The organism is Streptomyces sp. LUP47B, assembly GCF_001746295.1.
In the GTDB taxonomy this organism is placed as follows: Bacteria; Actinomycetota; Actinomycetes; order Streptomycetales; family Streptomycetaceae; genus Streptomyces.
On the sequence record NZ_MJAH01000005.1, the window covers coordinates 139,720 to 165,222 of the forward strand.

At 71.1% G+C, this 25,503-nt stretch carries 26 protein-coding genes; 12 read left to right on the forward strand and 14 right to left on the reverse strand.

Going from position 1 to position 25,503, the window contains the following annotated elements; genetic code table 11:
• Positions 1–49: 49 nt before the first annotated feature.
• Complete coding sequence (locus BFN33_RS16805) at positions 50–256, forward strand: hypothetical protein (RefSeq protein WP_069760872.1); 207 nt, start codon at positions 50–52, stop codon at positions 254–256.
• Between the two features lie 92 nt (positions 257–348).
• Here BFN33_RS16805 and BFN33_RS16810 read toward each other — a convergent pair whose 3' ends face one another.
• A complete protein-coding gene (locus BFN33_RS16810) occupies positions 349–1,230 on the reverse strand; it encodes an LLM class F420-dependent oxidoreductase (RefSeq protein ID WP_069760873.1) in 882 nt (293 codons plus the stop codon).
• A gap of 269 nt (positions 1,231–1,499) precedes the next feature.
• Between BFN33_RS16810 and BFN33_RS16815 the strand changes: the two genes are divergently transcribed.
• Complete coding sequence (locus BFN33_RS16815) at positions 1,500–2,477, forward strand: alpha/beta hydrolase (protein ID WP_069760874.1); 978 nt, start codon at positions 1,500–1,502, stop codon at positions 2,475–2,477.
• 321 nt (positions 2,478–2,798) lie between these two features.
• The gene (locus BFN33_RS16820) at positions 2,799–3,788 is read left to right on the forward strand and encodes a helix-turn-helix domain-containing protein (protein WP_069760875.1); all 990 of its coding nucleotides are present in this window, start codon (positions 2,799–2,801) and stop codon (positions 3,786–3,788) included.
• A gap of 15 nt (positions 3,789–3,803) precedes the next feature.
• Here the strand turns inward: BFN33_RS16820 and BFN33_RS16825 are convergent, their stop codons facing one another.
• Positions 3,804–4,157: a hypothetical protein gene (locus BFN33_RS16825; RefSeq protein WP_057618086.1), complete on the reverse strand. Its 354-nt coding sequence runs from the start codon at positions 4,155–4,157 to the stop codon at positions 3,804–3,806.
• Between the two features lie 135 nt (positions 4,158–4,292).
• On the opposite strand from BFN33_RS16825, the gene BFN33_RS16830 reads away from it, so the two are divergent.
• The 7 genes from BFN33_RS16830 to BFN33_RS16860 all read left to right on the forward strand — a co-directional run bounded on the left by BFN33_RS16830 (position 4,293) and on the right by BFN33_RS16860 (position 10,715).
• Complete coding sequence (locus BFN33_RS16830) at positions 4,293–4,751, forward strand: MarR family winged helix-turn-helix transcriptional regulator (RefSeq protein WP_069760876.1); 459 nt, start codon at positions 4,293–4,295, stop codon at positions 4,749–4,751.
• 634 nt (positions 4,752–5,385) lie between these two features.
• Positions 5,386–5,652, forward strand: coding sequence for a hypothetical protein (locus BFN33_RS16835; RefSeq protein ID WP_069761127.1), 267 nt, complete (start codon positions 5,386–5,388; stop codon positions 5,650–5,652).
• 134 nt (positions 5,653–5,786) lie between these two features.
• A complete protein-coding gene (locus BFN33_RS16840; protein ID WP_069760877.1) occupies positions 5,787–6,980 on the forward strand; it encodes a CaiB/BaiF CoA-transferase family protein in 1,194 nt (397 codons plus the stop codon).
• Between the two features lie 26 nt (positions 6,981–7,006).
• Positions 7,007–8,173 carry an acyl-CoA dehydrogenase family protein gene (locus BFN33_RS16845; RefSeq protein ID WP_069760878.1) on the forward strand — a complete coding sequence of 389 codons (1,167 nt, stop codon included), beginning with the start codon at positions 7,007–7,009 and terminating at the stop codon, positions 8,171–8,173.
• Positions 8,166–8,912 (forward strand): GntR family transcriptional regulator, encoded by a 747-nt coding sequence (locus BFN33_RS16850; protein ID WP_069760879.1) that lies wholly within the window; start codon positions 8,166–8,168, stop codon positions 8,910–8,912. Before BFN33_RS16845 ends, BFN33_RS16850 begins: the two co-directional genes overlap by 8 nt.
• A 33-nt stretch (positions 8,913–8,945) precedes the next feature.
• Positions 8,946–9,731, forward strand: a complete 786-nt coding sequence (locus tag BFN33_RS16855) for an electron transfer flavoprotein subunit beta/FixA family protein (protein ID WP_069760880.1) — start codon at positions 8,946–8,948, stop codon at positions 9,729–9,731.
• A 21-nt stretch (positions 9,732–9,752) separates the two neighbouring features.
• Positions 9,753–10,715: an electron transfer flavoprotein subunit alpha/FixB family protein gene (locus tag BFN33_RS16860; protein ID WP_069760881.1), complete on the forward strand. Its 963-nt coding sequence runs from the start codon at positions 9,753–9,755 to the stop codon at positions 10,713–10,715.
• Between the two features lie 22 nt (positions 10,716–10,737).
• On the opposite strand, the gene BFN33_RS16865 is transcribed toward BFN33_RS16860, so the two are convergent.
• Entirely contained in the window at positions 10,738–11,445 is a 708-nt protein-coding gene (locus BFN33_RS16865) for an SDR family oxidoreductase (RefSeq protein WP_069760882.1), read from the reverse strand.
• 103 nt (positions 11,446–11,548) lie between these two features.
• Between BFN33_RS16865 and BFN33_RS16870 the strand changes: the two genes are divergently transcribed.
• Positions 11,549–12,394, forward strand: coding sequence for a helix-turn-helix transcriptional regulator (locus BFN33_RS16870; protein ID WP_069760883.1), 846 nt, complete (start codon positions 11,549–11,551; stop codon positions 12,392–12,394).
• A gap of 5 nt (positions 12,395–12,399) precedes the next feature.
• Here BFN33_RS16870 and BFN33_RS16875 read toward each other — a convergent pair whose 3' ends face one another.
• The 5 genes from BFN33_RS16875 to BFN33_RS16895 all read right to left on the reverse strand — a co-directional run bounded on the left by BFN33_RS16875 (position 12,400) and on the right by BFN33_RS16895 (position 18,041).
• Positions 12,400–14,463: a beta-galactosidase gene (locus BFN33_RS16875; protein ID WP_069760884.1), complete on the reverse strand. Its 2,064-nt coding sequence runs from the start codon at positions 14,461–14,463 to the stop codon at positions 12,400–12,402.
• A gap of 26 nt (positions 14,464–14,489) precedes the next feature.
• Positions 14,490–15,104, reverse strand: a complete 615-nt coding sequence (locus BFN33_RS16880) for a carbohydrate ABC transporter permease (protein WP_256122770.1) — start codon at positions 15,102–15,104, stop codon at positions 14,490–14,492.
• Between the two features lie 195 nt (positions 15,105–15,299).
• Positions 15,300–15,896: a hypothetical protein gene (locus BFN33_RS16885; RefSeq protein ID WP_256122771.1), complete on the reverse strand. Its 597-nt coding sequence runs from the start codon at positions 15,894–15,896 to the stop codon at positions 15,300–15,302.
• 120 nt (positions 15,897–16,016) lie between these two features.
• The gene (locus BFN33_RS16890; protein WP_256122772.1) at positions 16,017–17,063 is read right to left on the reverse strand and encodes a LacI family DNA-binding transcriptional regulator; all 1,047 of its coding nucleotides are present in this window, start codon (positions 17,061–17,063) and stop codon (positions 16,017–16,019) included.
• A gap of 126 nt (positions 17,064–17,189) precedes the next feature.
• A complete protein-coding gene (locus BFN33_RS16895; RefSeq protein ID WP_069760886.1) occupies positions 17,190–18,041 on the reverse strand; it encodes a hypothetical protein in 852 nt (283 codons plus the stop codon).
• Between the two features lie 232 nt (positions 18,042–18,273).
• Here BFN33_RS16895 and BFN33_RS16900 point away from each other — a divergent pair, with 232 nt between their 5' ends.
• Complete coding sequence (locus tag BFN33_RS16900) at positions 18,274–18,951, forward strand: response regulator transcription factor (protein WP_069760887.1); 678 nt, start codon at positions 18,274–18,276, stop codon at positions 18,949–18,951.
• Between the two features lie 63 nt (positions 18,952–19,014).
• On the opposite strand, the gene BFN33_RS16905 is transcribed toward BFN33_RS16900, so the two are convergent.
• The 6 genes from BFN33_RS16905 to BFN33_RS16930 all read right to left on the reverse strand — a co-directional run bounded on the left by BFN33_RS16905 (position 19,015) and on the right by BFN33_RS16930 (position 25,468).
• Entirely contained in the window at positions 19,015–20,121 is a 1,107-nt protein-coding gene (locus BFN33_RS16905) for an NAD(P)/FAD-dependent oxidoreductase (protein ID WP_069760888.1), read from the reverse strand.
• Between the two features lie 190 nt (positions 20,122–20,311).
• Positions 20,312–20,719 carry a DUF3224 domain-containing protein gene (locus BFN33_RS16910; protein ID WP_069761129.1) on the reverse strand — a complete coding sequence of 136 codons (408 nt, stop codon included), beginning with the start codon at positions 20,717–20,719 and terminating at the stop codon, positions 20,312–20,314.
• 51 nt (positions 20,720–20,770) lie between these two features.
• The gene (locus BFN33_RS16915; RefSeq protein WP_069761130.1) at positions 20,771–21,685 is read right to left on the reverse strand and encodes a YceI family protein; all 915 of its coding nucleotides are present in this window, start codon (positions 21,683–21,685) and stop codon (positions 20,771–20,773) included.
• A gap of 43 nt (positions 21,686–21,728) precedes the next feature.
• On the reverse strand, positions 21,729–22,796 hold the full coding sequence (locus tag BFN33_RS16920; RefSeq protein WP_069760889.1) for a maleylacetate reductase: 1,068 nt from the start codon (positions 22,794–22,796) through the stop codon (positions 21,729–21,731).
• Positions 22,793–23,662, reverse strand: a complete 870-nt coding sequence (locus BFN33_RS16925) for an intradiol ring-cleavage dioxygenase (RefSeq protein ID WP_069760890.1) — start codon at positions 23,660–23,662, stop codon at positions 22,793–22,795. Before BFN33_RS16925 ends, BFN33_RS16920 begins: the two co-directional genes overlap by 4 nt.
• A gap of 66 nt (positions 23,663–23,728) precedes the next feature.
• The gene (locus BFN33_RS16930; RefSeq protein WP_069760891.1) at positions 23,729–25,468 is read right to left on the reverse strand and encodes an FAD-dependent monooxygenase; all 1,740 of its coding nucleotides are present in this window, start codon (positions 25,466–25,468) and stop codon (positions 23,729–23,731) included.
• Positions 25,469–25,503 lie beyond the last annotated feature (35 nt).

The window sequence follows — 25,503 nt, forward strand, 5'->3', positions numbered from 1 at the left end:
TGGGCTGTGTCGCGACGGCCGTAACAGCCACGAGGTACGAGGAGTCACCATGACCAGCACGATCCGCGCCGTCTGCCCGCACTGCGGCTGGCCGGACGGCGCCGAGCCCTTCCAGGTGGTGTCCCGGCACGGCACGGCGACGGGCGGGACCCTGTGGACCCGCTGCGCGTGCGGCTCGCTGCAGGTCCGCGTGACCGACGGCCGCGGGACGCGTGTCGTCTCCCGCAGCCGGCCCACCGCCGCGCGGGCGGGTTAGAGCCGGTCCGGCCATGCCGACTTCGCAGCGTCTGATGCGCACTCCCCCGGCGGGGACCCGAGCCCTGGGCTCCCTCCTCCGCCCTGCAGCCCCTAGTCCAGTTCCGCGAGCCGCTCCACGGCCGGTGCGACGAAGCTTTCGATCCACTCCGCGGGGGCGCCGACGCGGGGGGCGAGGATGACTGTGTCGATGCCGAGCTTGCCGTAGCCGGTGATGTCCCAGGTGAAGGCTTCCAGGTCGCCCTCGGTGGCCGGGTCGCCCGTGTAGGCGACGGTCTTGCGGATCTCGTCGTAGTCCCGCCCCTCGGTGTCGCAGTGGCCGCGCAGCACGTCGAGCTTGTGCGTGACCTCCTCCGGCGAGGTGGCGAAGAGGTTGCAGGCGTCGCCGTAACGGGCCACCAGGCGGAGGGTCTTCTTCTCGCCGCTGCCGCCGATCATGATCTCGGGGTGCGGGCTGCTGACCGGGGCCGGTACGCACAGGGTCTCGGCGAGCCGGTAGTGGGTGCCCTCGAAGGGGCCGTTCGCCGCCGGGTCCCACATCTGGAGACAGATCCGCAGGGTCTCCTCCAGCCGCTCGAAGCGCTCCGCGAGGGGCGGGAACGGCACGCCGAGCCCTTCGTGCTCCCGGTCGTACCAGGCGGCTCCGATGCCGAGGGTGGCCCGGCCGCCGGAGAGCACGTCGAGCGTGGTCGCGATCTTGGCCAGCAGTCCGGGGTGGCGGTACGTCACTCCGGTCACGAGCGCGCCGAGCTGGACGGTCTCGGTGTGGGCCGCGAGGAAGCTCAGGGTCGTGTAGGCCTCCAGCATGGGGTCCTCGGCGCCGCCGTTGAACTCCATCTGGAAGTAGTGGTCCATCACCGACAGCCAGCTCACGCCGGCCGCCTCCGCCGCGGCACCCGCGGCGGCGAGCTCGGCACCGAGAGCCGGTGCGCCGGCGGGGTGGTTGAACCGGTTGATGTGCACGCCCACGCGCATGTCCGTCTCCGTTCACGGGACTTTCGCCGACCGGGACGACGCTAGAGCCTGGAGCGCTCTCGAAGTCAAGGGTGGGACGTGCGCGTTGCTCCGGTCACCGCGCCTCTCACTTGGCAAGGAACCGCAGGTCGCACCAGAACATGGCGGAATCCCGCCGCTCACCACCCGCCGTACGGCGGGCAGGTTCCGCCGTACGGCGGCGTCCAGGACGGACGTCGTTGCCCGGATCATGACGTCACGAGCCGCCGCGCCCCGCGTGAGGAGAAGCCATGACCCATGTGCCGCCCCCGTTCGATCCCGAGCTCAGTGCCGCCCTGGATCTGATCAAGGACGTGATCTCGCCCGGTTTCACCGTCGACGAGATCGACGTCGTGCGCCAGGGACCGGGCATCGAGATGCTGGCCGACCTGGATCTGACGCTGGACGGGTTCTTCGAGGTGGAGGACCGTTCGGTGCCGGGATCTGCGGGCGCCCCCGAGATCTCACTGCTGATCTGCCGTCCCACCGGTCCGGCGACCGCGGGCACCGGACGTCCGGTGATCTACCACGTGCACGGCGGCGGCATGGTCCTCGGCACCAACCGGGTCGGGGTGGACGGTCCGCTGGCCTGGGCGAAGGAACTGGACGCGGTGGTGGTGTCGGTGGAGTACCGGCTGGCGCCCGAACATCCGCATCCGGCGCCGGTCGAGGACGTCTACGCCGGGCTCGTGTGGACCTCCGAGCACGCCGAAGAGCTGGGCGGTGACCCCGAGCGGATCGTGATCGCCGGTGCGAGCGCGGGTGGCGGGCTGTCGGCGGCGCTGGCGCTGCTCACCCGGGACCGCAAGGGGCCGCGTCCGCTGGGGCAGCTGCTGATGTGTCCGATGCTGGACGACCGCAATGACAGTCCCTCGACGTATCAGATGGCGGGGCTGGGCGTCTGGGACCGGACGGCCAACGAGACGGGCTGGACCGCGTTGCTGGGTGAACTGCGGGGCGGTCCCGACGTTCCGGCGTACGCGGCTCCGGCCCGGGCCGAGGACCTGTCGGGACTGCCGCCGGCCTTCCTCGACGTGGGGTCGGCGGAGACGTTCCGGGACGAGGTCGTCGCCTACGCCTCGCGGATCTGGCAGGCGGGCGGGGTGGCGGAGCTGCATGTGTGGCCGGGAGGCTTCCACGGGTTCGACGGCTTCGCTCCGCAGGCGGCGTTGTCCCAGGCGGCGCGGGCGGCACATCTGGCGTGGCTGCGGAGGTTGCTGGGCAGTTAGGGGGGCGGGTGGAGGCGCGTGGGGAGGCACGGGAGGAAGCGCCACGGGCGGACGTCGGGCGGCTGCGATGTGGCTCCGCCATGCGGGGACGTATCGCTCCGCCACGTGGGGACGTGTGGCTCCGCCACGTGGGGACGTATCGCTCCGCCACGTAGGGACGTATCGCTCCGCCACGTAGGAACGTATCGCTCCGCCACGTAGGAACGTATCGCTCCGCCACGTAGGGACGTGTGGCTCCGCCACGTGAGCGCGCGGCCAGCCATGTCACAGTCCCGCGTCCCGTGGGGGCGCTCCGCGTCCCCGATGGCGCACCATGGGCGTATGAAAGAGCTGGCCGGGCGTCTCACCGCGCTGGATCCGGACGCCGGTGCCGCCGTCCGGGTCATCGCCTACTTCGATCGGCTGTCCGAGGCTCGCGCGGGGCTGGAGGCGTTGGTGCGGGGGGCCGCCGTACTGGCCGGGGTGCCCGCCCGCCTGGTCGACGTCGAGCGGCGGGTGCGGGTTCGGGTCGAGGCCGACGGGACGCGCCGGGACTCCGGGGCGCCGCCGGACCCCGGCTGGCCCACGACCGCGCTCGCGCCCGGCGGGGTCGCCGCTCTGTGGCTGGAGCGGGCCGCGGCGGCGCCCAGTGTGGTCGACGCGGTGATCCTGGAGCGGGCCGCGGGGGCCGTACGGCTCGTGCTGGACCGTACGCGGGGACGCGCGCCCGTCGATGATCCGGCGCTGGTCGAGACCGTGCTGGACGCCACGGCCCCCGAGGCCGCCCGGCTGCACGCGGCACGTGGGCTCGGGCTGGACCCCGCGGCGTCCGCGCGTGCGCTGGCCCCGCTCGACGGACGGCCCCGGATCATTGCCGGGCGGGCGGACTCCGTACTGCCCGCGGGGCGGGTCGGGGTGGGGCCCGCCGTGCCCGTGCTCGAACTGCCGCAGTCCTGCGCGGACGCCCGTACCGCGCTGCGGTTCACCGCCGAGGGCACGGCTCAGGATCCTGGACCGAAGATCGTGTACGCCGACGAGCTGGGCGGCGTCGCGCTCCTGGCCGACCTCGTCGCGCCGGGCGCCGACCCGCCGCCGGACGTCCAGGCGCTGGAGGCGGCGGGGGCGGCCGCGCCCTGGCTGCTCGGTACGTTGCACGCCGTGGTCTCGACGGCGAGCCTGCGTGCGGCTGCCGCCGAGATCAACGTCCATCACTCCACGCTCCAGGACCGGCTGTCCCACGCGGAGCATCTGCTGGGCTGGCCGTTGCGCACACCTCAGGGGCGACTGCGACTACAACTGGCCCTGACCATGCGGCACTTGGCACGGTCGTAGCGGGAGGGCGGAGGGTCAGCGGAACTCGTGCACGACCTCGATCACGCCGACGATGTGCGCGTTGAACTCGTCGAGCTCCTCGGCCGGGACCCACAGTTCGAGGATCGTGCGGCCACCCGCCTGCTGGACGGGATAGCGGCTCAGGAAGTCCGACTCGACCTCGAAGCGGGTCACGAAGCCGGCGCCGTCGTGCTTGACGTTCCAGTCCCTGGCGATCCTGATCGCGTAGTCCTCGTTGAGGACCGGGTAGAAGATCGGCTGCTCGGGCAGCCTCGGCGGCCAGGCACGCCAGTCGAGCTCCCGGACCAGGTCCAGCTCCTTCGGGCCGGTCGGGCGCCAGAGGGTCGTGGTGGAGGGCCGGGTCGTCATCGGAGTCGCTCTCTGCGGGTGCGGGTGCCGGTGGGGGCGCTGATAGTTGCGCGCGCACTATAGAAGCAGACGCTGGAAGTTTCGGCGATGCAATATCCTGGACGTACCCGTACCGGGACGGAGGAAGCAGGCCCCATGACCGCCACAGACCCCGCACTGACCGCCCTCGCCCAGGGCTGGTGCGCGCTCTCCCTGCTGCACGGACGGATCGAGGCCCACATCGAGCGCGCCCTGCAGGCCGGACACGACCTCAGCGTGCGCGAGTACTCCCTGCTCGACGTCCTGGGCCGCCAGCACGACGGCGAGGGCGGGCATCTGCAGATGAAGCAGGTCGCCGACGCCGTCGTCCTCAGCCAGAGCGCCACCACCCGCCTGGTGACCCGCCTCGAGGACCGCGGCCTGCTCTCCCGCTACCTCTGCCCCACCGACCGCCGCGGCATCTACACCGACGTCACCGACGCCGGCCGCACCCTCCTCGAACAAGCCCGCCCCACCAACGAGAGGGCCCTCCGCGAAGCCCTCGACCAGGCAGCCACCAACCCCGAACTCGCCCCCCTCGTACGAGCTCTCGAAGCCCACCGCGTCCCGGCCTGACTGGAACGCCGTTCACCGAGGTGACGCCTCGTCCGAGGCCATCGCGACGATGCCCGGCAAGACACCCGCCGCCGTGACCCCGACCGACCCCTGCGGGACACCGATCCGTCGTCCGCAGCTCCCTGCGCCTCACGGTTTCCGGCGGGTGCCAGTGCCGGTCGACACCGGCTGATGGAAGGAACCGGCGGCGCCGGGCAGTCCGGACTGCGGATGGCGCTGACAGCGACCGATCCCTGCGGGACACCGATCCGGTCGTCCACGGCCCCCTGCGCCTCACGGTTTCCGGCGGGTGCCAGTGCCGGTCGACACCGGCTGATGGAAGGAACCGGCGGCGCCGGGCAGTCCGGACTGCGCATGACGCTGACCGCGACCGACCCCTGCCGGACACCGAGCCGGTCGTCCACGGCCCCCTGCACCTCACGGGTTCCGGCAGGGCGCGCCACCGCCGGTCGACACCGGCTGCCGGACGGAGGGGGCACACGGCATCAGCCGCGCCCTGCCCGATGCGCACGGCTGAAGGCGCGAGGACCGTCCGCCTCCGGGAGGAATTGCCGCTGACCGCCACGGGCAAGGTCTTCAAGGACCAGCGGTGAAGCAAAGCGCCGCGTATCTCGCAGACGAACGGAGATTCAGCGTGACGACGAACCAGGCCACCGCACCGGGCGAGGACATCTCACTCACTCGGCTGGAGCGTCTCGACGAGGAGATCATCGCGCTGCTCGCGCGCCGACGCGAGATGGCTCAGGAACTCCCCGCCCCGGCCCGGGCCCGCGCCGTCGACCCCGGTTTCGTGGAGGCCGTACGGGACATAACGGACCGCTACCGACAGGAGCTCGGCGGGGCGGGTGAGCTCGTCGCACGCGCGGTCCTGGTCCTGTGCCATCCGGGCCGCCAGAACTGAGCGGCGGGCGCCCGAAGGGCCGTACAAAGCGGCGTGGGTGATCTAGCCGACAGTCCCGTGGTGGCGAAGAGCACAGGTCGTGACGCTGCGACGGTCGTTGACACCCTCTTGGATTTGGCCGTACAAAAGGCCCCATGAGCGTGCCGCAGCTTCCCCTGTCCGGGGTCACGGTGGTCAGCCTGGAGCAGGCCGTGGCCGCGCCCTACGCCACCCGTCAACTCGCCGACCTCGGCGCCAGGGTGATCAAGGTGGAGCGGCCGGGCGAGGGTGACTTCGCCCGCCGCTACGACACGACCGTGCACGGCCACTCCAGCTACTTCGTGTGGCTCAACCGGTCCAAGGAGTCGCTCACGCTGGACCTCAAGGACCCGCGCGGCCTCGAGATCCTGCGCCAACTCCTCGACGGCGCAGACGTGTTCGTACAGAACCTGGCTCCGGGCGCGGCCGGCCGGCTGGGCCTGGGCGTGGACGTCCTCGCCGAGCGCCGGCCGCGGCTGATCCCGTGCACGATCTCCGGATACGGCACCGACGGGCCGTGGGCCGACCGCAAGTCGTACGACCTGCTCGTGCAGTGCCAGACGGGCCTGGTGTCGCTGACCGGGACCGCCGAGGAGACCGCGCGGGTCGGGATCTCGGTCGCCGACATCGCGGCCGGGATGTACGCCTACAGCGGCGTCCTCACCGCCCTGTACACCCGGGCCACCACCGGCAGGGTCCACCCGGTGGAGGTGTCCCTGTTCGAGGCACTGGCCGAGTGGATGAGCCAGCCGGCCAATTACACGCGTTACGGCGGAAGCCAGCCGCCGCGTCTGGGAACCCAGCACGCCACCATCGCCCCGTACGGCGCCTTCACCGCCGCCGACGGCAAGGACGTGCTCTTCTCCATCCAGAACGAACGCGAGTGGCTCGCCCTCTGTGCGCACTTCCTACGGCGGCCCGAGCTGGCCGAGGATCCGCGCTTCGCCACCGGCTCCGCCCGGGTCGCCCACCGCGAGGAACTCAACGCCGTGGTCGCGGAGCGGATCGCGTGCTCCGATGCCGCAGAGGTCCTGAAGGATCTGGAGGACATCGGCATCGCGTGTGCCGGGGTGAATGACGTCGCCGCGTTCCTCGACCATCCGGTCCTGGCCGCCCGCGGCCGCTGGCACGAGGTCGCCGTTCCCGGTGGGGCCACGGTGGAGGCGCTGCTGCCCCCGGCCGACCTCGCGGGACTGCCCGCCCGTATGGACCCGGTCCCGGCGGTGGGCGAGCACACCGAGGCGATCCTCACGGAGCTCGGCCGTACCGGCGACGACATCGCGGCGCTGCGTGCCGACGCGGTCGTCTGAGGCCTGGACCGGAGGAGGCACGAGCGATGGGCGTTCAGGACATCCTCTCCGACGACGAGCGTCTCGTCGTACGGACCGTGCGCGAGTTCGTCGACAGGGAAGTTCGGCCCGTCGTCCGGGAGTTGGAGCACAGCGACACCTACCCCGAGCATCTCATCGAGAGGATGAAGGAACTCGGCGTCTACGGCCTGGCGATCCCCGAGGAGTACGGCGGCAACCCCGTCTCCACGCCCTGCTTCGTCCTGGTCACCGAGGAGCTCGCGCGCGGCTGGATGAGCCTGGCCGGGGCGATGGGCGGGCACACCGTCGTCGCCAAGCTGCTCCTCCACTTCGGGACCGAGGAGCAGAAGAACCGCTGCCTGCCCAGGATGGCCACCGGAGAGCTGCGCGCCACCATGGCGCTGACCGAGCCGAGTGTCGGCAGCGATCTCCAGTCGATCACCACTGTCGCCCGCCGCGAGGGCGACGAGTACGTCGTCGACGGGGCGAAGACCTGGATCACCAACTCCCGCCGCTCCGGTTTGATCGCCCTTCTCTGCAAAACCGACCCGCTGGCCGAACCGCGCCACACGGGCATCTCCGTGCTGCTCGCCGAACATGGTCCCGGCCTTGTCGTCTCCCGTGACCTGCCCAAGCTCGGCTACAAGGGCGTGGAGAGCTGCGAGTTGAGCTTCGAGGGTTACCGGGCCCCCGTCGACGCCCTGTTGGGCGGCACGGAGGGACGCGGCTTCGCCCAGATGATGAAGGGGCTGGAGACCGGACGGCTCCAAGTGGCCGCCCGTGCCCTGGGCGTGGGGCGGGCCGCGCTGGAGGACTCGCTGCGCTACGCCCAGGAGCGCGAGAGCTTCGGCAAGCCGATCTGGCGCCACCAGGCTATCGGCACCTACCTCGCCGACATGGCGACGAAGCTGACGGCCGCCCGCCAACTCGTGCTGTACGCGGCCCGGGAGGCCGACGCCGGACGCCGGGTCGACATGGAGGCCGGCATGGCCAAGCTGTTCGCGTCGGAGACGGCGATGGAGCTCGCGCTCAACGCCGTACGGATTCACGGTGGTTACGGATACTCCACCGAGTTCGACGTCGAACGGTACTTCCGGGACGCACCGCTGATGATCGTTGGCGAGGGAACCAACGAGATCCAACGCAACGTGATCGCGGCCCAGTTGGTGGCGCGGGGTGGTCTCGATGGCTGAGCAGACTCAGCGCGACAGCATCTACCTGCGGCTGGCACGGGAGTTGCGGACTTCGATCCTGCGCCAGGACTTCCCGGAAGGGGTGCGGCTGCCGACCGAGGCCGAGCTGGCCGACCGGTTCGGGATCAGCCGCCAGACCGTACGGCGGGCGTTCCAGGACCTCGTCGCCGAAGGGCTGGTGCACCGGGTGCCGGGCCGGGGCACCTTCGCCACCACCCGCGAGGAGCAGTACCTGCGTCAGTTCGGCTCGGTGGACGATCTGATGGGCCTGTCCATCGACACCCGCATGCAGGTCGTCACCCCCCTGTGCCGACGGGTCGACGTCGACGCGGCGGGACGGCTGGGCCTGCACAGCGACCAGGTGCACAAGGTCTCTTTCCTACGGCTGCACGAGGACACCGCGTTCTGCCACACCTCAGTGTTCCTGCCGCCGGAGGTCGGCCGGCTGCTGGAGTCGGTCCCGGAACTGGCCGAGCCCGGCACCGCCGGTGCCACCACCGTCATCGGACTGCTCGACGAGCGGCTGCCGGAGCCGATCGCCGAAGCCGAGCAGAGCATCACGGTCGCGGCGGCCGACGCCGGGATCGCCGGACACCTCGGGTGCGAACCGGGCCGTGCGCTGCTGCGCATCGACCGGGTCTACCAGTCGGCGGCCGGACGGCTCGTGGAGCTGGCCGTCAGTCACTTCCTGCCCGAGCACTACTCGTATCGCGTACGGCTGCGGCGCAGCGGACGCTGATGCCTTCCCACCCGCAAGAACCAGGAGAAGACCTTGAGCTTGAGGATCATTGTCACTGTGAAGTACGTGCCCGACGCCACCGGCGACCGGCACTTCGCCGATGACCTGACCGTCGACCGGGACGACGTGGACGGTCTGCTCTCCGAACTCGATGAGTACGCCGTCGAGCAGGCCCTGCAGATCGCCGAAGCAGCGGACGATGCCGAAGTCACTGTGGTCACCGTGGGCCCCGAGGATGCCAAGGACGCGCTGCGCAAGGCGCTGTCGATGGGCGCCGACAAGGCGATCCACGTGGAGGACGAGGACCTGCACGGCACCGACGCCCTGGGCACCTCGCTGGTGCTGGCCAAGGCGATCGAGAAGGCCGGCTACGACCTGGTGATCTCCGGTATGGCCTCCACCGACGGCACGATGGGTGTGGTCCCGGCGCTGCTGGCCGAGCGTCTGGGTGTGCCGCAGGTGACGCTGCTGTCCGAGGTCTCGGTCGAGGACGGCACGGTCAAGGGCCGCCGCGACGGTGATGCCGCCTCCGAGCAGCTGGAGGCCTCGCTGCCGGCCGTCGTCTCGGTGACCGACCAGTCGGGCGAGGCGCGTTACCCGTCCTTCAAGGGCATCATGGCGGCGAAGAAGAAGCCGGTTCAGTCCTGGGACCTGTCCGACCTGGACCTGGAGGCCGAGCAGGTCGGCCTGGAGGGCTCCTACACCACGGTCGACTCCGCAGCCCAGCGTCCCGCCCGCACCGCGGGCACGATCGTCAAGGACGAGGGCGAGGGCGGCAAGCAGCTCGCCGAGTTCCTCGCAAGCCAGAAGTTCATCTAAGTCAACAGGAGTTGCTTTCCCATGGCTGAAGTTCTCGTCTATGTCGATCACGTGGACGGTGCCGTCCGCAAGCCCACCCTGGAGCTGCTGACCCTGGCCCGCCGCGTCGGCGAGCCGGTCGCCGTCGCGCTGGGTGCCGGTGCCGGTGACACCGCCGCCGTGCTGGGCGAGCACGGCGCCGTGCGTGTCCTGACCCACGACGCCTCCGAGTACGCCGACTACCTGGTCGTCCCCAAGGTCGACGCCCTGCAGGCGGCCGTCGAGGCCGTCTCCCCGGCCGCCGTGCTGGTGCCGTCCTCCGCCGAGGGCAAGGAGATCGCCGCCCGCCTCGCGCTGCGCATCGGCTCCGGCATCATCACCGACGCCGTCGACCTGGAAGCCGGCGACACCGGCCCGGTGGCCACCCAGTCGGTGTTCGCCGCCTCCTTCACCACCAAGTCCCGCGTCTCCAAGGGCACCCCCGTCATCACCGTCAAGCCCAACTCCGCCGCCGTCGAGGCCGCCCCGGCCACCCCCGCGGTCTCGGAGCTGAGCGTGACGTTCTCCGCGCAGGCCACCGGCACCAAGGTCACCGGCCGTACCCCGCGCGAGTCGACCGGGCGTCCGGAGCTGACCGAGGCCGCGATCGTGGTCTCCGGCGGCCGCGGCGTCAACGGCTCCGAGAACTTCGCGATCATCGAGGCCCTGGCCGACTCCCTCGGCGCGGCCGTCGGCGCCTCCCGGGCCGCGGTGGACGCGGGCTGGTACCCGCACACCAACCAGGTCGGCCAGACCGGCAAGAGCGTCTCACCGCAGCTGTACATCGCCAACGGCATCTCCGGCGCCATCCAGCACCGCGCCGGCATGCAGACCTCCAAGACCATCGTGGCGGTCAACAAGGACGCCGAGGCCCCGATCTTCGACCTCGTCGACTACGGCGTCGTCGGCGACCTCTTCGACGTCGTCCCCGCCCTCACCGAGGAGATCAACACCCGCAAGGGCTGAGTCTGTTGGACGGCTGCCCGGGTCACCAGGGCAGCGGTCCCTTGACGTCGAAGAAGCCGCCGGTCGGGCCGTCCGGGCCGACCTGCGCCATGCGGACGATGATCTCGGCGCCCTCCTCCACGGTCTGCGTGCCCGTGTTGCCGTTCAGGTCGGTCTTGGTGAATCCGGGCTCCACGGAGTTGATCCGCATGGCCGGGAAGGCCTTCGCGAACTGCACGGTGAGCATGTTGACCGCGGTCTTGGACGTCGGGTAGGCGATGCCCGGGTAGAAGTGCGCGGGGTGGTCCGGGTCGGAGAGATGGGTCAGCGAGGCCAGGCCGCTGCTGACGTTGACCACGACGGGCGCGGCCGAACGCTGGAGCAGCGGAAGGAAGGCGTGCAGGACGCGGACCACACCGAAGACGTTCGTCTCGAAGGTGGTGCGCATCTGGTCGGCGGTCACGGTCGCCGCGACCGGCACGCTGTTGTCCTCGGTGCGGGTCTCCATACCGGCGTTGTTGATCAGGACGTCGAGGCCGCCCGCGGCGTCCAGGGTCTTGGCCGCGGCCTCGACGGAGGCGTCGTCGGTGACGTCGAGCTGGACGAACCGCGCGCCGAGCTCTTCGGCGGCGCGGCGGCCGCGCTGGGCGTCACGGGCGCCGACGTAGACGGTGTGGCCTGCGGCGATGAGTCGGCGGGCGGTCTCGAAGCCGAGGCCCTTGTTCGCTCCGGTGATGAGTGTTGTCGTCATGCCGTCCAGCTTGCTGCGCCGAGGTCCGGTCAGCCAGAAGACCCTTCTTCCTGGGACTGGCGGTACCAGGCACATCCGGGGCCGACGGTGTTCACTGAGGAGCATGGCGGTGACAGAACTGGGACAGGCGCTGCGGCGCTGGCGCGACCGGGTGCCTCCGGACGCGGCCGGGCTGCCCTCCGGGGGTCATCGGCGGGCTGCCGGGCTGCGGCGCGAGGAGCTGGCCCTGCTGGCCGGCATCTCGGTCGACTACGTGACGCGTCTCGAACAGGGCCGGGCGGCCAACCCGTCCGTGCAGGTCGTCGAGGCGTTGGCCCGGGCACTGCGGCTCTCGGGGGACGAGCGGACGTACCTCTTCGGCCTCGCGGAACTGGTGCCACCGGGACCGGATGTCGTGCCCGGGTTCATCACGCCCAGCGTGCAGCGGCTGCTGGACCGGCTGGTCGACACCCCCGTCGCGGTCTCCGACGCGGCCATGACGCTGCTGCTCGCCAACCCGGTGTACGCGGCTCTGATGGGCGATCCGTCGGTCCTGCGCGGCTTCGAACGCAACGGTGTGTGGCGCAACTTCACGGGCATGCCGAGCCGGGTGCGGCACACGCCGGAGGAACGGCGTGACTTCGAGGCGGGCATGGTCGCCGAACTGCGCGCGACCACCGCCCGCTATCCCGCCGACCGCCAACTCCAGGCACTCGTGGCGGAGTTGCGTACGAGGAGCGAGCGGTTCGCCGAACTGTGGGACGCGGGGGTGGTGGGCCGTCTCGCCGGATCACGCAAGACGGTCGAGCACCCGCAGGTCGGCACGCTCACGCTCGACTGCGACCTGCTCCGGGTGGAGGAGAACGACCTGCACATCCTCGTGTACTCGGCCGAGCCGGGCACCGAGGCCGCCGAGAAGCTCCGGCTGATCTCGGTGCTGGGCACGCAGAGCCTGGTCGGGAGAAGCTAGCGGCGCTACTCCTTCATCGCGTCCTCCGTGAGGATCTTCACGTCCCAGGGCCCCAGGGGCACGGCCTGCGAGTACACCTCGTCCGTGAGAGCGTCCCGCAGGGACATCGGCACGGCGACCGACACCGCCTCCCACGACCAGTTGTGCAGGAAGCGGACCCGGCGGCCGTCGCGGGCGGTGGCCGAGGTCGCGGTGACGCTCGGCCGGTCCGGGCGCCAGGCGCCCGGGGCTGCCCACTCGAACACGGCCCGGGCGAAGGCGGGGTCGGGGACCGTACCCACGTAGCTGATGCGGCCCGCGCCATGACGGTGTGTCGTGGCCGCCGGCCAGCGCCCGAAGTGGGGGTGGTCGTAGGTCGCCAGCTCCTCGGCGCCCTGCGGCCGGAGACCGTCGGCCCAGTGCAGGGCACACGCTCCGGGCGGCACGGTGAGGCTTTCCGTGCCGGTGACCGGCAGCGGGGCGCCCAGGTTGCTGAACTCGTCGTACGTCACCCCGGCCGCCTCCGCCAGCCTTCCGGGCTGCGCTTCGGTGCGGGCCCGCGCCTCGGTGTCGGCGTAGCCGGTGCGGGGGCCGACGATCAGGTGCCCGCCCGCCTCGGCGTAGGCCTTGAGGCGGTCGAGGGTCTCGTCGTCGGCGGCGTAGAAGGCGGGGGCGACGAGGACCTCGGGCAGGGCGGCCGTCGAGAGCTGCCCGGGGTGGAGGATGCGGGTCTGGAGCCCCGCGTCGAAGGCGCCCCGGTAGAAGGCGTCGAAGACCGTCTCGTACGACCGCCCGTTCGCACCCCCGTCCGCCAGGGCGAGGGGCGGCTGCGCCTGGAGCGCCCACTTGCTGGGGCCGTCGTACAGGAAGGCGACGTCGGCGTCCGGGGTGAGGGCCGCCGCGAGGTCGCCCGCCTTCTCCAACTCCGCGCCCAGCGTGGCGAGTTCACGGTAGACGCGGCCGGGTCGGCCGTTGTGCGGGAGGATGCCGCCCCAGTAGGTCTCGGTGCCGAAGTGCAGGGTGTGCCAGTGCCAGTACTCGATCATCGAGGCACCGCGGGAGATCAACGCCCAGGCGGCCTGGCGCCATTGGCCGTCATAGGCGGGACGGTTGTTCCACGGGTAGCTGATGGCCTGGGCGTTGGTCTCCGTGACCAGGAACGGTTCCTGGCGGGAGGAGTACATGCGGTCGGCGGTGCGATACAGCGCCCAGGTGCCGTTGGTCGTCCAGTCCTGTCCGTCGACGCCGGGGTCGGGCAGTTCGAGGGCGTCCTGCATCGTGTAGTACGGGTTGCCCGCGGTGACGTCCAGCCGTTCGGTGAGCTTGTCGTCCTCGACGCCCTGGCGGTCGTAGGAGATGCAGGTGGTGACGAACTGGCCGGGGCGGGTGTACTCGCGGACGATGTCCGCCTGCCAGGTGATGAACTCGGTGACGAGGCGGGCCTGGAAGCGCCGCCAGGCCAGGTCGTACTGGGGCTGGGCGTTGCCGTCGGGGGTCCACAGGTCGGCCCAGGTGGAGAGCCGGTGCGACCAGTAGACCAGGCCCCATTCGCGGTTGAGGGTCTCCACATCGCCGTACTGCGCGCGGAGTTCGTCGGTGAAGCGCTGGAACACGCCGTGGTTGTGCAGGAGATGGGGGCCGGGTTCGTTGTCGACCTGGTAGCCGATCACGGCGGGATGGTCGGCGTACCGGGCGACGATCTTCCGGATGACCCGTTCGGCGTGGAAGCGGAACGCCGGGTGGGTGAAGTCGACCTCCTGCCGGGCACCCCAGCCGATGCGCTCACCCGTGCGTGACTCCCCCGCGATCTCCGGGTACTGGCGGGCCAGCCACGGCGGTACGGCGTAGGTCGGTGTCCCGAGGATCACCGAGATGCCCCGTTCGTGAGCGCCGTCCAGGACGGGCTGGAGCCAGTCGAGGTCGAAGCGGCCGTTCTCCGGTTCCCAGGTGGACCACACGGACTCGCCGACCCGGATCACCGTGAAGCGCGCCTCGGCCATCAGGTCGAGGTCGTCCTTCAGCCGTTCGTACGGCTGGTACTCGTGGTAGTAGGCGGCGCCGAACAGAACCCGGGGTGGAAGCTCGAACATCCTTCTCCAATACGGTTGTTGACGGGTCAGCCTTTGACGGCACCCGTGGACAGGCCTTCGAGGAGCTGTTTGCGCAGCACCACGAACAGAGCGACCGCGGGCACCACGGCGATGACGGCTCCGGCGAGCACGAGGTCGTACTGCCGTTGCTCGGACACGAACAGGGTCTGCAGGCCGAGCGGCAGGGTGTACTGGGAACTGTCGGAGACCAGCACCAGCGGCCACAGGAAGCTGTTGTAGCTCTGCAGGAACTGCCAGACGGCGAGCGCGCCCAGCGAGGGCCGCAGCAGGGTCAGCACGATGGTGCGGAAGAGGCCGAACTCGCTCGCCCCGTCGATCCTGGCGGCCTCGAGGACGGAGTCAGGGACGGACTGCACGATGTACTGCTGCATCATGAAGATTCCGAACGCGGGCGCCACCCACGGCACGATCAGCGCGAACCAGGGGCTGCCGAGGTCGGTCTTGACGAGGATCACGAACAACGGCACCAGGATCACCGCGAAGGGGACCGACAGCGAGCTGAACATCACGCCGAACAGCAGACGTCGGCCGGCGAAGCGGAACTTGGCGAAGCCGTAGCCGGCCAGGGCGCAGACGAACACGGACACGGTGGTGGCGACGAGGGCGACGACCGTGCTCATCAGGAACCAGCGCCAGAACGGCTGCCCGGACAGCAGGCGCTGGTAGTTGTCGAGGGTGAACGGGTCGGGCAGCAGCCGGGGCGGGTAGGCGAAGATGTCGCCGCGCGGCTTGAAGGAACCGCTCAGCGCCCACAGCAGCGGGGCCAGGAAGGCCAGGAGCAGCAGGACGAGCGTAGAGGGGTATGCGCGTGCGCGTCATGCGGATGCCCTCCCGATGCCGAGGAGCCGGTTGAAGAGCTGGCTGAGGCCGAAGACCAGGACGAACAGCACGACGGCGGCGGCCGCGTAGCCGAACTGCTGGCGCTGGACGACCATCGGGGTGTCCGAGTCGAGGGCGTAGGGCCTGCCGTCCTTGCTGTAGGGGGCGAGGCGGGCGGGGAGCAGGTCGTCCTTCAGGCCGGGGACGGCGGCGATGTCGGGGGTCAGGTCGCGCAGCAGCCGCGGGGCGATGTCACCGCGCAGCATCCGCGGGAAGCTGCCGATCTCGAAGCCGATCGCGTCGGGGGTGCCGCGTCCGGCGACGGCCTGGGCGAGCAGCTTGGTGACCAGGTCGCCGGGTCCGGCGCGGGTGACGTCGAGGTGGTAGCGGAAGTCGGTGAGCCGGTCGGCCGCCGGTATGCCCTTGCGGAAGAAGTCCTCGTATCCGGGGTCGTGGGTCCACAGGGAGAGGGTCACGTCTCCGGAGGTGCGGGCGGTGGTGCCGCCGTCTCCGCAGGCGGTGAGGGCGGCGGCGGTGCCGAGGCCGAGGGCGCCACGCAGCAGGGTGCGGCGGGTCGGGGATGCGGGGAACACACGTGACTCCTCACGTGGTGCGGCTACGGGGAGCGCGGGTGCGGCCGTCCCGGGCGGCACTCGCGGGCAGGGCGGAGCGGGCCCGCGGCAGGGGGTGCCGCGGGCCGTCGCGCCGACGGTTCAGCGCAGGGGTGGTGCGGGTTCGCGTACCGGGCCGCTGGAGGCCCGTACGGTCAACTCGACGGGGATGTCGGTGCGTTCGGCCGGTGCCGGGCCGCCCTCGATCATGGCGATGAGCACGTCGACGGCCCGGTCGGCGACCGCGGTGAAGTCCTGGCGGACGGTGGTCAGGGGCGGAGAGAGATAGGCGGCCGCGGGGATGTCGTCGAAGCCGACGACGCTCACGTCGCCGGGGACGGACCGGCCCGCCTCGGCGAACGCCCGGAGCGCCCCGATCGCCATGTCGTCGTTGGCGGCGAACACGGCGGTGACATCGGAGAGCCCCGCCAGCCGGCGTCCGGCCGCGTACCCGGAGGCCGGGCTCCAGTCGCCCTCGACCGGCAGCGGGGGCTCGGGGGCACCGGCGGCGGCGAGGGCCTCCCGCCAGCCGCGCACGCGGTCACGCGCGGCCCACCAGTCGTGCGGTCCCGGGATGTGCCAGACCGTGCGGTGGCCCAGGGACAGCAGGTGTTCGGTGGCGGTCCGGGCGGCCACGAGCCCGTCGGCGCCCACGACGGCACTCTTTCCCTGGCCGACCTCGACGCCTTCGCCGAGGCTGACCACCGGCACGTCCGCGCCGATCCGGAGCGGGGCGCCGTCGTCGATGGGCTCGGACAGGACGATCCCGTCCACCCCCTGTTCCAGCAGTGCCTCCACGGCGACCTGGACCGGCTGTCCCTCCAGGGTTCCGGCCAGGGTGAAGGAGTAGCCCGCGCGGTGCATGGCTCGTTCCAGGGCGAGGAGCAGGGTGGAGGGGCCGTAGAGCGCGCTGCCGAGGGAGACGACGCCGATCCGCCGGTAGCGGCCGAGGAGCAGGGCGCGCGCCGCGTTGTTCGGGCGGTACCCCAGCTCCTGTACGGCCCGGAGCACGCGGTCGCGTACCTCCGGGCTGACGTGCGGTTCGCCGTTGACGACCCGCGACACGGTCTTCTGCGAGACACCGGCGGCCCGCGCGACCTCGGTCATGCCGGGGCCCCGCCGCGGACGTCCGGGTCCGGTGGCCGCCATGTGCGCGCTCCTCGCCGTAGAAGTTTGACTACGTAGTCACGAAAGTCCGCACACTTGCGCCACGGATCGATGACTACGTAGTCAAAACTCTGACAGCCACTCCGGGCCGCGTCAATCCCCTTCCACTCAGTAGCCGTACCGACTCTTCAGGTGGCGCCAGAAATCACGCAGCATCCACTTGTCGAAGTCGGTGATCCGGGTGGCGCTGCCCGCGTTCATCAGGAAGCAGCACTGACCGGTCGGGGTCCAGTCGTAGAAGTCGTCGAGCCCGAAGGTGTGGCCGACTTCGTGGAGATAGATGTGGATGTCCTCCTGGGCGAGGGCGCCGGTGAAGTACTCCTGACCGACGCGCTGGCCCCAGTCCCCGCCGGCGCCGCCCTGGAAGCCCTTGGTGAGCCAGAGCGACTGGTCGTAGTGACGGGTCGCACCGCCGGGGCACTTCGAGTAGTTGCCGTCCTGGTGGAAGAAGCGGCCGCAGTCGGGAGCGCACTGCGGGGCGCCGCCGGAGTCCAGGTTCCCGGCGTAGATGTCGACCGAGTTGTCCGTCCACTGGAGGGTCGAGCGGTTCTTCACCGCCCAGCCGACGACGTTGACGGGCACGGTGGTGTACGGCCAGGCGTTGGTGCCGGTGCCGTTGTCGAGCATGGCCGCCATCCACTTGCCGAACTGCTTCTTCAGCGCCGCGTGGACCTGGTCCCGCAGGGCGGCACTGACGGGGGCGTCGGACTCCCAGCGGACGCAGTAGTTGACGCTTCCCCTGTTGGCGACGACCTGGTCCCAGCCGTAGTTGCGGAAGCCGTAGAGGTCGGGGTAGGTCGACTCGACGTGGTTCCACACCTCGCCCAGCGGTTGCACGAGGCCTGCGGGCGGGTTCCAGGTGTCCGCCGCCTGTGCCGGGGCCGCCGTGACGGCGGGGGCGGCGAGTACCGCGAGCAGGGCGGCGAGGACGGTGACGAGACGCGCGATGCGGGTGCGCATGGAGTGAACTCCCTTCGTGGGGAACGGGATTCACTGTTGGGTCGCCGCCGGTCCGGCCGGGGTTGCCCCCTGCCGCACATACGCCTGAGGGCGCAAGCACAACCGGAATGTGACCCACCCCACAACCGGTACGCACCCGTTTCGATAACTCCGGAGCTACGCTGAACTCCACGAGAACGAAACCGTTTCGTTCAGCATGTAGTCGGCTGGACGAGGATGGAGCACGCACGCCATGACCAGCGTCCTCATCGCCACCGGCCAGTCACTTCAGCGTGTCGGCCTTCGAATGCTCCTCGAGTCCCAGCCCGACCTGAGTGTCGTCGGCGAGGCGGCACACGGGCCGGAGGCGGCCCGGCTGAGCGCCCTGCTCCGGCCGGACGTCGTCCTGCTGGAGGGCCGTGCCGCCGACACGGACACCGTCGAGACCGTCCGCCGTATCGCCCACTCCCCGGACGGGCACGCCCCGCACGTCCTGCTCCTCACCACGGCCGACGACACCTACCCCTACGCCGCCCTGCGCGCCGGAGCCGCCGGGCACCTCCGCGAGGACGCCACCGCCGACGAACTGGTCGCGGCCGTGCGGGTCGTGGCCGCCGGTGACGTGGTCGTCTCCCCCGGACTGACCCGTGCGCTCATCGACGCCGTCCGCGACCAGCGCGCCGTCGAGAGCACCGCACCGGGCAACCGGCTGGGCACCCTCACCGGACGCGAGCGGGACGTCCTCACCGCCGTCGCCTCCGGCGACTCCAACGCCGAGATCGCCGACCGGCTCTGCATCGCCCCGACCACCGTGAAGTCCCACGTCAGCAACATCCTCACCAAGATCGGCGCTCGCGGCCGGGTACAGGCGGTGGTCTTCGCCTACGAGTCGGGGCTGGTCCGGCCGACCCAGCACGTGCTGCACGCGTGAGAGACCCCGGCGCCCTCCGCGCCGGGGGCCCCGGCACACCACCGCCGAGGTCGCCTTCGCCGATCAGGCAGCCGTGTAGCCGAGTTGGCGCCTCATGTATGGCGTCATGAGGGTCTTGGCCTTGGCCACGGCGCTGGTGCGGCTGCCGAGCACCGCCGTCTCGCCACCCGGCACGGGCAGCATGGTCACCCCGTCGGCAGGGCCGAAGGGCACGATCAGCGGGGTGCGGTGGACGGGCCGGTAGAAGCGGGGCTCCTTGCGGTGCCGGCCCGCACTGTTCAGGTGCGCGCGGATGTTCCAGGCGGCGAGGTCGGCCTGGGCCAGCGCCGCCGGGGTGATCTTGAGCTCGGTGGCGTCGTTGACGTCGCCGACCGCGAAGACGTCCAGGTGCCCCTCGGCCCGCAGCGAGCGGTCGACCTTCACATGCCCGGACGGGGTCAGCAGGTCCCCGTGTCCGCCCAGCCGCAGCCAGAGCGTGTTGGGGGTGGTGCCGGTCGCCCAGAAGGAGAGGTCCGCGGCGATGACGTCGCCGCGGGCGTCGCGGTAGGTGGCGAAGTCGTTGCCCGGCGCCATGAAGGAGTCCAGCCGCACCTCCACGTCGTGCGCCTCCAGCCACTCGCGCGCCTTGCGTCCGGCCCGTTCGCTGCCCGTACTGCCGAGCAGCTCGGGACCGGAGTGCGCGAGCGTGACCCGGGCGTCCGGCCGGGCCAGCCGGATCTCGGCGCTGAGTTCGACACCGGAGGGCCCGCCGCCGACGACGAGGACGTGCTCGGCGAAGGAGATCTTCTGCTGGTGCTCGGCGAAGGACTTCATCGCCTCCTCGGTGGTGGTCCCGGCGAAGCGGGCCGGCTCCGGGTAGTCGGCGCCGGTCGCGATCACCACCACGTCGTAGGGCAGCCGCGTGCCGTTGGCCAGCACCACTCGTCGCTCGGCGGTGTCGATGCGCACCACCTTGCCCACGACCACCTGACCGTGGCGCAGCAGCCGGTCGTACGGGATGAAGGGGGTGGCGCTCCATTCCCTGCGCACACCTGCCCGAAGGGAGGAGATACGGTGGAAGAAGACTTCCTTGCGGTCCACGAGCGTGACCCGTGCCGTCGCGTCCAGCCGTTTCGCCAGCCGGACGCCCGCATAGCCGCCGCCGATCACCACTACGTCGCCGTCACTCACGCCGAGTCTCCTGAAACCGTGGGGGGAGGGAGTGCCATGGCGGACGAGCCGCTCCCCCGAGCACTCGGATGCCGGTGAGCGTAACGCTTGAAACCTAAAGTTTCGGTTGGGTTGTGTGAGCTTTGTGTGAAGCTGTCGACCCCGGGAACGTGCGATGTGCCCCTCGTTGACGGTGAGTTGGACCGGGACGTCAGCCGAGCTCGTAGTCCAGCCGGATCCGGTGGGTGCCGTCGGCGTCGACCGCGAGGGCGCCGGTGCCGGAGATCCCCGCCAGGTCCCCGATGCCGCTGGAGGGCACGATCGTGAAGAACTCCGCGGTGCGGTCGCTGCCGGAGGTGGTCGCCGAGTGCACGAAGTTGAAGGCGCCGGACCTGCCGTGCAGCGAACCCTCGAAGGACTCCATGGCCACGTAGGTGCCGACGCCGGACTGCTGGTCGTACGCGGCGGTGAACAAGGTCGCCGAGCGGCCGGCGACCTCGCCCTCGAAGTGCTTCTCCATCGTCGCGACACCGACCGGAAGCCCGGTGGCCACGGCCGGCTCGGGCTTCAGCTCGGTCGGGACGAACGCCTTCACACTGAATGTTCCGTTGGCTCTCATGCGCCCGACGGTACCGACCGGGACTGACAATGCCCGGCTGTCCGCTCGCGCCTACTTGGGCGGGGTCGGCGTGTCGTGGGTGCGGTACATCGCCTGGACGTCCAGTTCCAGCTGGACCGTGGGGCCGACGACCGCGATGCCCCGGGCCAGCATCGACCGCCAGTTCAGCGTGAAATCCTCGCGGTGGAGCTCCGCCGTCGCCAGGGCCGCACAGCGCAGTTCCTCGCCGTAGCCGCCGTTCACCGTGCCGAGGTAGGTCGTGTCCAGGGCGACCGAGCGGCTCACGCCGTGCATGGTCAGGCTGCCCTGGAGGGTCCACTTGCTCCCGCCGCGATAGGCGAAGCGGGTGCTGACGAAGTCGATGTGGGGGAAGCGTTCGACATCGAGGAAGTCGGCGGACCGCAGATGGTTGTCGCGTGTGGTGTTGCCGGTGGTGATGCTGGAGGCGTCGATACGGACCTGGACCCGGGTCTGCGCCATGTCCTGCGCGACCTGGATGCCGCCCTCGAAACGCTCGAAGCGGCCGTGGACGTGGGCCATGCCGACATGCTTGGCGATGAAGCGGATCGCGGTGTGCGGCGGATCGAACAGCCAGACGCCGGGCGTGGGCAGTTGCAGCGCCTGGGCGGGCTGGAGCCAGACCCGCTCGGTGGGCGTCATTCCGTACGGCCCCACCTCGACCGTCTCGCGGTGCGGCTGGAGTCCCTCGGCCGCGGCCAGCAGGCTGTAACGGCCGGGCGGCAGAACGGCGAGGAAGTAGCCGTAGGGGTCGGTCGTCCCGCGGACCGCGACCCGGTGCGTGTCCAGGGCGGTGACGGTGACGTCCGCGCCCGCCATGGGGGAGCCCATCGGGTCGACGATCTCACGGGCCACCGCGCCCGCGCCTTCCGGGAGGGGGACGGAGAGGCCCGCCGCCTCGGCAAGGGCAGCCTTGGACCGCCGACGCCGGAGCAGTGCGAGGGCCATGATGTTCACCTTTCCTAGGGGACTTGCTGTGGTGCTGCGGTACTCATGGTCGACGTCCCTCATAGGCCGCCTGGAGTACCTCCCGCACGCCTTCCTCCGTCACAGGACGCGGGTTGGCGTACGGCTGTCCCGCCACCTGTACGGCCGCCTCCGCCACGTCGGTCTCCTTGAGACCGAGTTCGGCGAGGGAGCGCGGTGCGCCGAGGCGTCCGGCCAGTTGCCACAGGGCATGTGGCGGGTCGTCGGTGCCCAGTGCCCTTTTCAGCACGGTCAACGCCTCCGGGATCGCGGGCGCGTTGTAGGCGAGGGCGTAGGGCAGGACGACGGTGTGGGTCTCGGCATGCGGGAGTCCATGGCTGCCGCCGAGCACGTGGCACAGCTTGTGGTGCAGGCCCATGGTGGTGGACCCGAGGCAGGACCCGCACAGCCACGCCGCGTAGAGCGCTTGTCCGCGAGCCGCCATGTCCACCGGGTCGGCGGCCAGTCGGGGCAGCGCCTCGGTCATCGCCCGGACGCCGTCCTCCGCCATCAGCGCGATCAGCGGCGAGGTGTCCGGGGCGTAGAGCGCCTCGACGGCGTGGGCGAGGGCGTTGATGCCGCTGGTCACGGTGAGCGGCACCGGCAGGGAGACGGTCAGGTCGGGGTCGTAGACGACACTGCGGGGCTGGACCTTCGGGTCGCGTCCGGTGCGCTTGACCCCGCCCTCGGTCAGGCCCCACACGGGGGTCATCTCGGAGCCCGAGTAGGTCGACGGGACGGCGATCAGCGGCAGTCCGGTGCGCAGGGCGATCGCCTTGCCGAGGCCGATCGACGAGCCGCCGCCGACCGCGACGACCCCGTCGGCGCCGGCCGCGCGGGCCACCGCCACGGCCCGGTCGGCGTCCTCGACGGGTACATGCATACGGGCCTCGGCGTGCAGCCCCGCGCAGGCGTCGCCGAGTGCGTACGCGACTGCCCGTGCCACGGCCTCGCCCCGGCTGCCGCACACCACCAACAGGCGGCGCAGGCCCAGGTGTTCGGCCTCGCCAGGCGTCGCGGTCACAGCGGCGCCGGACCGGAGGACGACCCGCACGGGACGGCTCTCGTAGGTGAAGTCGGCCGAGAACGTCATGCGTTCGGCTCCAGTACGAGGTCGAAGCGGGCGTGCCGGAAGGGGTTCGGCACGCCGAACTCCGCGGCCAGGGACGGGTCGTCGGTCGTCGCGAAGTCCTGCACCAGGCTCTGTTTCACGGCGAAGACGGCGTCGGAGTCGAGGTAGTCGCTGCCCGCGACGAAGATGTGGGTGGTGACGGGCGCGTGTCCTTCGGCCCCCACGATGAAGTGGATGTGGGCGGGCCGGTACGGGTGCCGTCCGGTCGCCTCCAGCAGGTCGCCGACCGGGCCGTCGGTGGGGATCGGGTACGGCGCCGGGACGCAGGTGCGGAACCAGAACCGGCCCTCGGCGTCGGCGGTGAACAGTCCGCGTCCGTTGCCCGCGGGCTGTACCTCGGGCTGCTGGACGTCGTAGAAGCCCTGGTCGTCGGCCTGCCAGACGTCGAGGACGGCGCCGGGCAGCGGGGTGCCGTCCGCCGACAGCACCCGGCCGCTGACCACGCACGGCTCGGCACCGCCCACCAGGTCGATGTCGTCCCCGAGTTCCCGCACGGGCGACTCGGTCATGTGGAAGGGGCCGAGCACGGTGGACTCGGTGGCGCCCTGTACGCGGTCGCCGTTGAGGGTCTCCACGAGCATGGAGACGCCGAGGACGTCCGAGAGCAGGATGAACTCCTGCCGGGTGTCGGTGCACTTCTGCCCGGTCGCCGTCAGGAAGGCGATCGCCTTCTCCCACTCCTCCTGGGTGAGCCGGCTCTCGCGCACGAAGTCGTGCAGGTGGCCGATCAGTCCGGCGAGCAGTTCGCGCAGGCGGGGATCGGTGGTGGCGTGGAGACTGGCGACGGCCTCCTCGGTGACGCCGGTTGCGATTGCGTCGGTGGTCATCCCGGCTCCTCCTCGTAGACGTGTCGCTTCTTCCATGATGGCGCGCCCGGTGTGTTCGGCCCGGCCTCAGGCGTGTCCGAGGATCCGCCGCAGCGCGTCCGTCAGGAGTGTTCCGGCGTCCGGCGCCGCGTTCGGGTGCCGGAAGGCGACGAACCCGTCTGGCCGTACGAGCAGGGCGCCCGCGTCGGAGATCTCACTCAGCCGCGCCCAGTCGCCGTACGGGTCCTCGTACTCCTGCCCGGGACCGACGACCACGGTGGCGATCTCGATGTCCTGTGCCGCGGCGGCCCGGATCCAGCCCTCGCCGCCGATGCCGGTCAGCAGGGTGAAGCGGCCGTTGCCGACCGTGTCCAGCGTGGACACCGTCCGGGTACCGGAGGTGATCCAGGCGTGCGGGATGCGGGCGCCGGGGCGGGAGGTGGGCTGGTGGTGGAGCTCGGGATCGCGCGCGAAGGTCTCCGCGGGGGTGCCGTCGGGGACGACGGCGTCCGAGGCGTAGCGCTGGTTGAGGTCGACGCCGTGCGCGTTGAACTCGTACACCTTGAAGGCGATGGCCTCGCGGAGCCGGGCCCGCTGCTTCTCGGCGGCCTCGGTGGCCTCCTTGCGGGCGGCGATGTTGGCCCACAGCTGTTCGGGGGTCTGCGGGGAGAGTCCGTCGAGGGACTCGAAGATCGGGGCGGTCTCGCCGATCGACTGGTTGGCGCGGGTGACGACCTGCTTGCCGACGGGAGCGCGTTCGGCGGTGTAGGAGTCGAGGAGCTTCGGGGCGGCGGTGCCGTCGAGGACGAGCTTGAGCTTCCAGGCGAGGTTGTAGGAGTCCTGGATGGAGGTGTTGGAGCCGAGGCCGTTGGACGGCGGGTGGCGGTGGGTGGCGTCACCGGCGCAGAGGACGCGGCCGTTGGAGTAGGTCTCGGCGTACATCTCGTTGACGGTCCAGGCCGAGGACGACTTGATCGTCACGGGGATGTCGTCGTCGCCGACCAGCCGGCGCACGACCGACTCGGCGTACTCGGTGGTCAGGTCGGGGGCGCCCGCGGTGACGTCGTACCCCCACACGATCATCCACTCGTTCCACGGCCGCACACAGCGCACCAGGCCGGCGCCGATGCCGCCGACGGTGGCACCCGGGGCGAGGACCCAGTACAGGGTGGAGGGCCGGTGGGCGGTGTACTTCGCGAGGTCCGCCTCGAAGACGATGTTGATGCTGCCGGCCACGCCCATCTGGCCACCCATCGGCAGCCCGGCGTCCTCGGCGACCTTGGAGCGGCCGCCGTCCGCGCCGATCAGGTACTTGGCGCGGATCTCGTACGAGTCTCCGCGCAGCCGGTCCCGCACGGTGACGGTCACGCCGTCGGCGTCCTGGGTGTGAGAGAGGTACTCGGTCTGGAAGCGCAGGTTGCTGCCGCGGGCGACGGCGGCGTCGACGAGGACGGGCTCCATGAGGTGCTGCGGCATGTCGCACATGCGGGTGGGGCTGGCGAGTTCATGGGCTGCCTGGACGAGCGGGTCGTTGCCCCAGGAGCGCACCCGGCCCAGTTCCTCGCCGGCGAGGCTCGTGCAGAAGGTGGTGTTGCCCATCAGATGCTGCGGGGTCGCCCGCGCGATGACGTCCTGTTCCACCCCGAGGTCGCGCAGCACCTCCATCGTGCGCTGGTTGGTGATGTGCGCGCGGGGGGTGTCGGCGAGGCTCGCGTAGCGGGTGACGACGATGTTGGGGACGCCGTAGGTGCTCAGGGCGAGCGCGGCGGAGGCTCCGGCCGGGCCGCTGCCTACGATCAGGACGTCGGTCTCGACGACGGGGGACACGGGGCGCTCCTGGCGTGGGCTCACGGACGACGGAC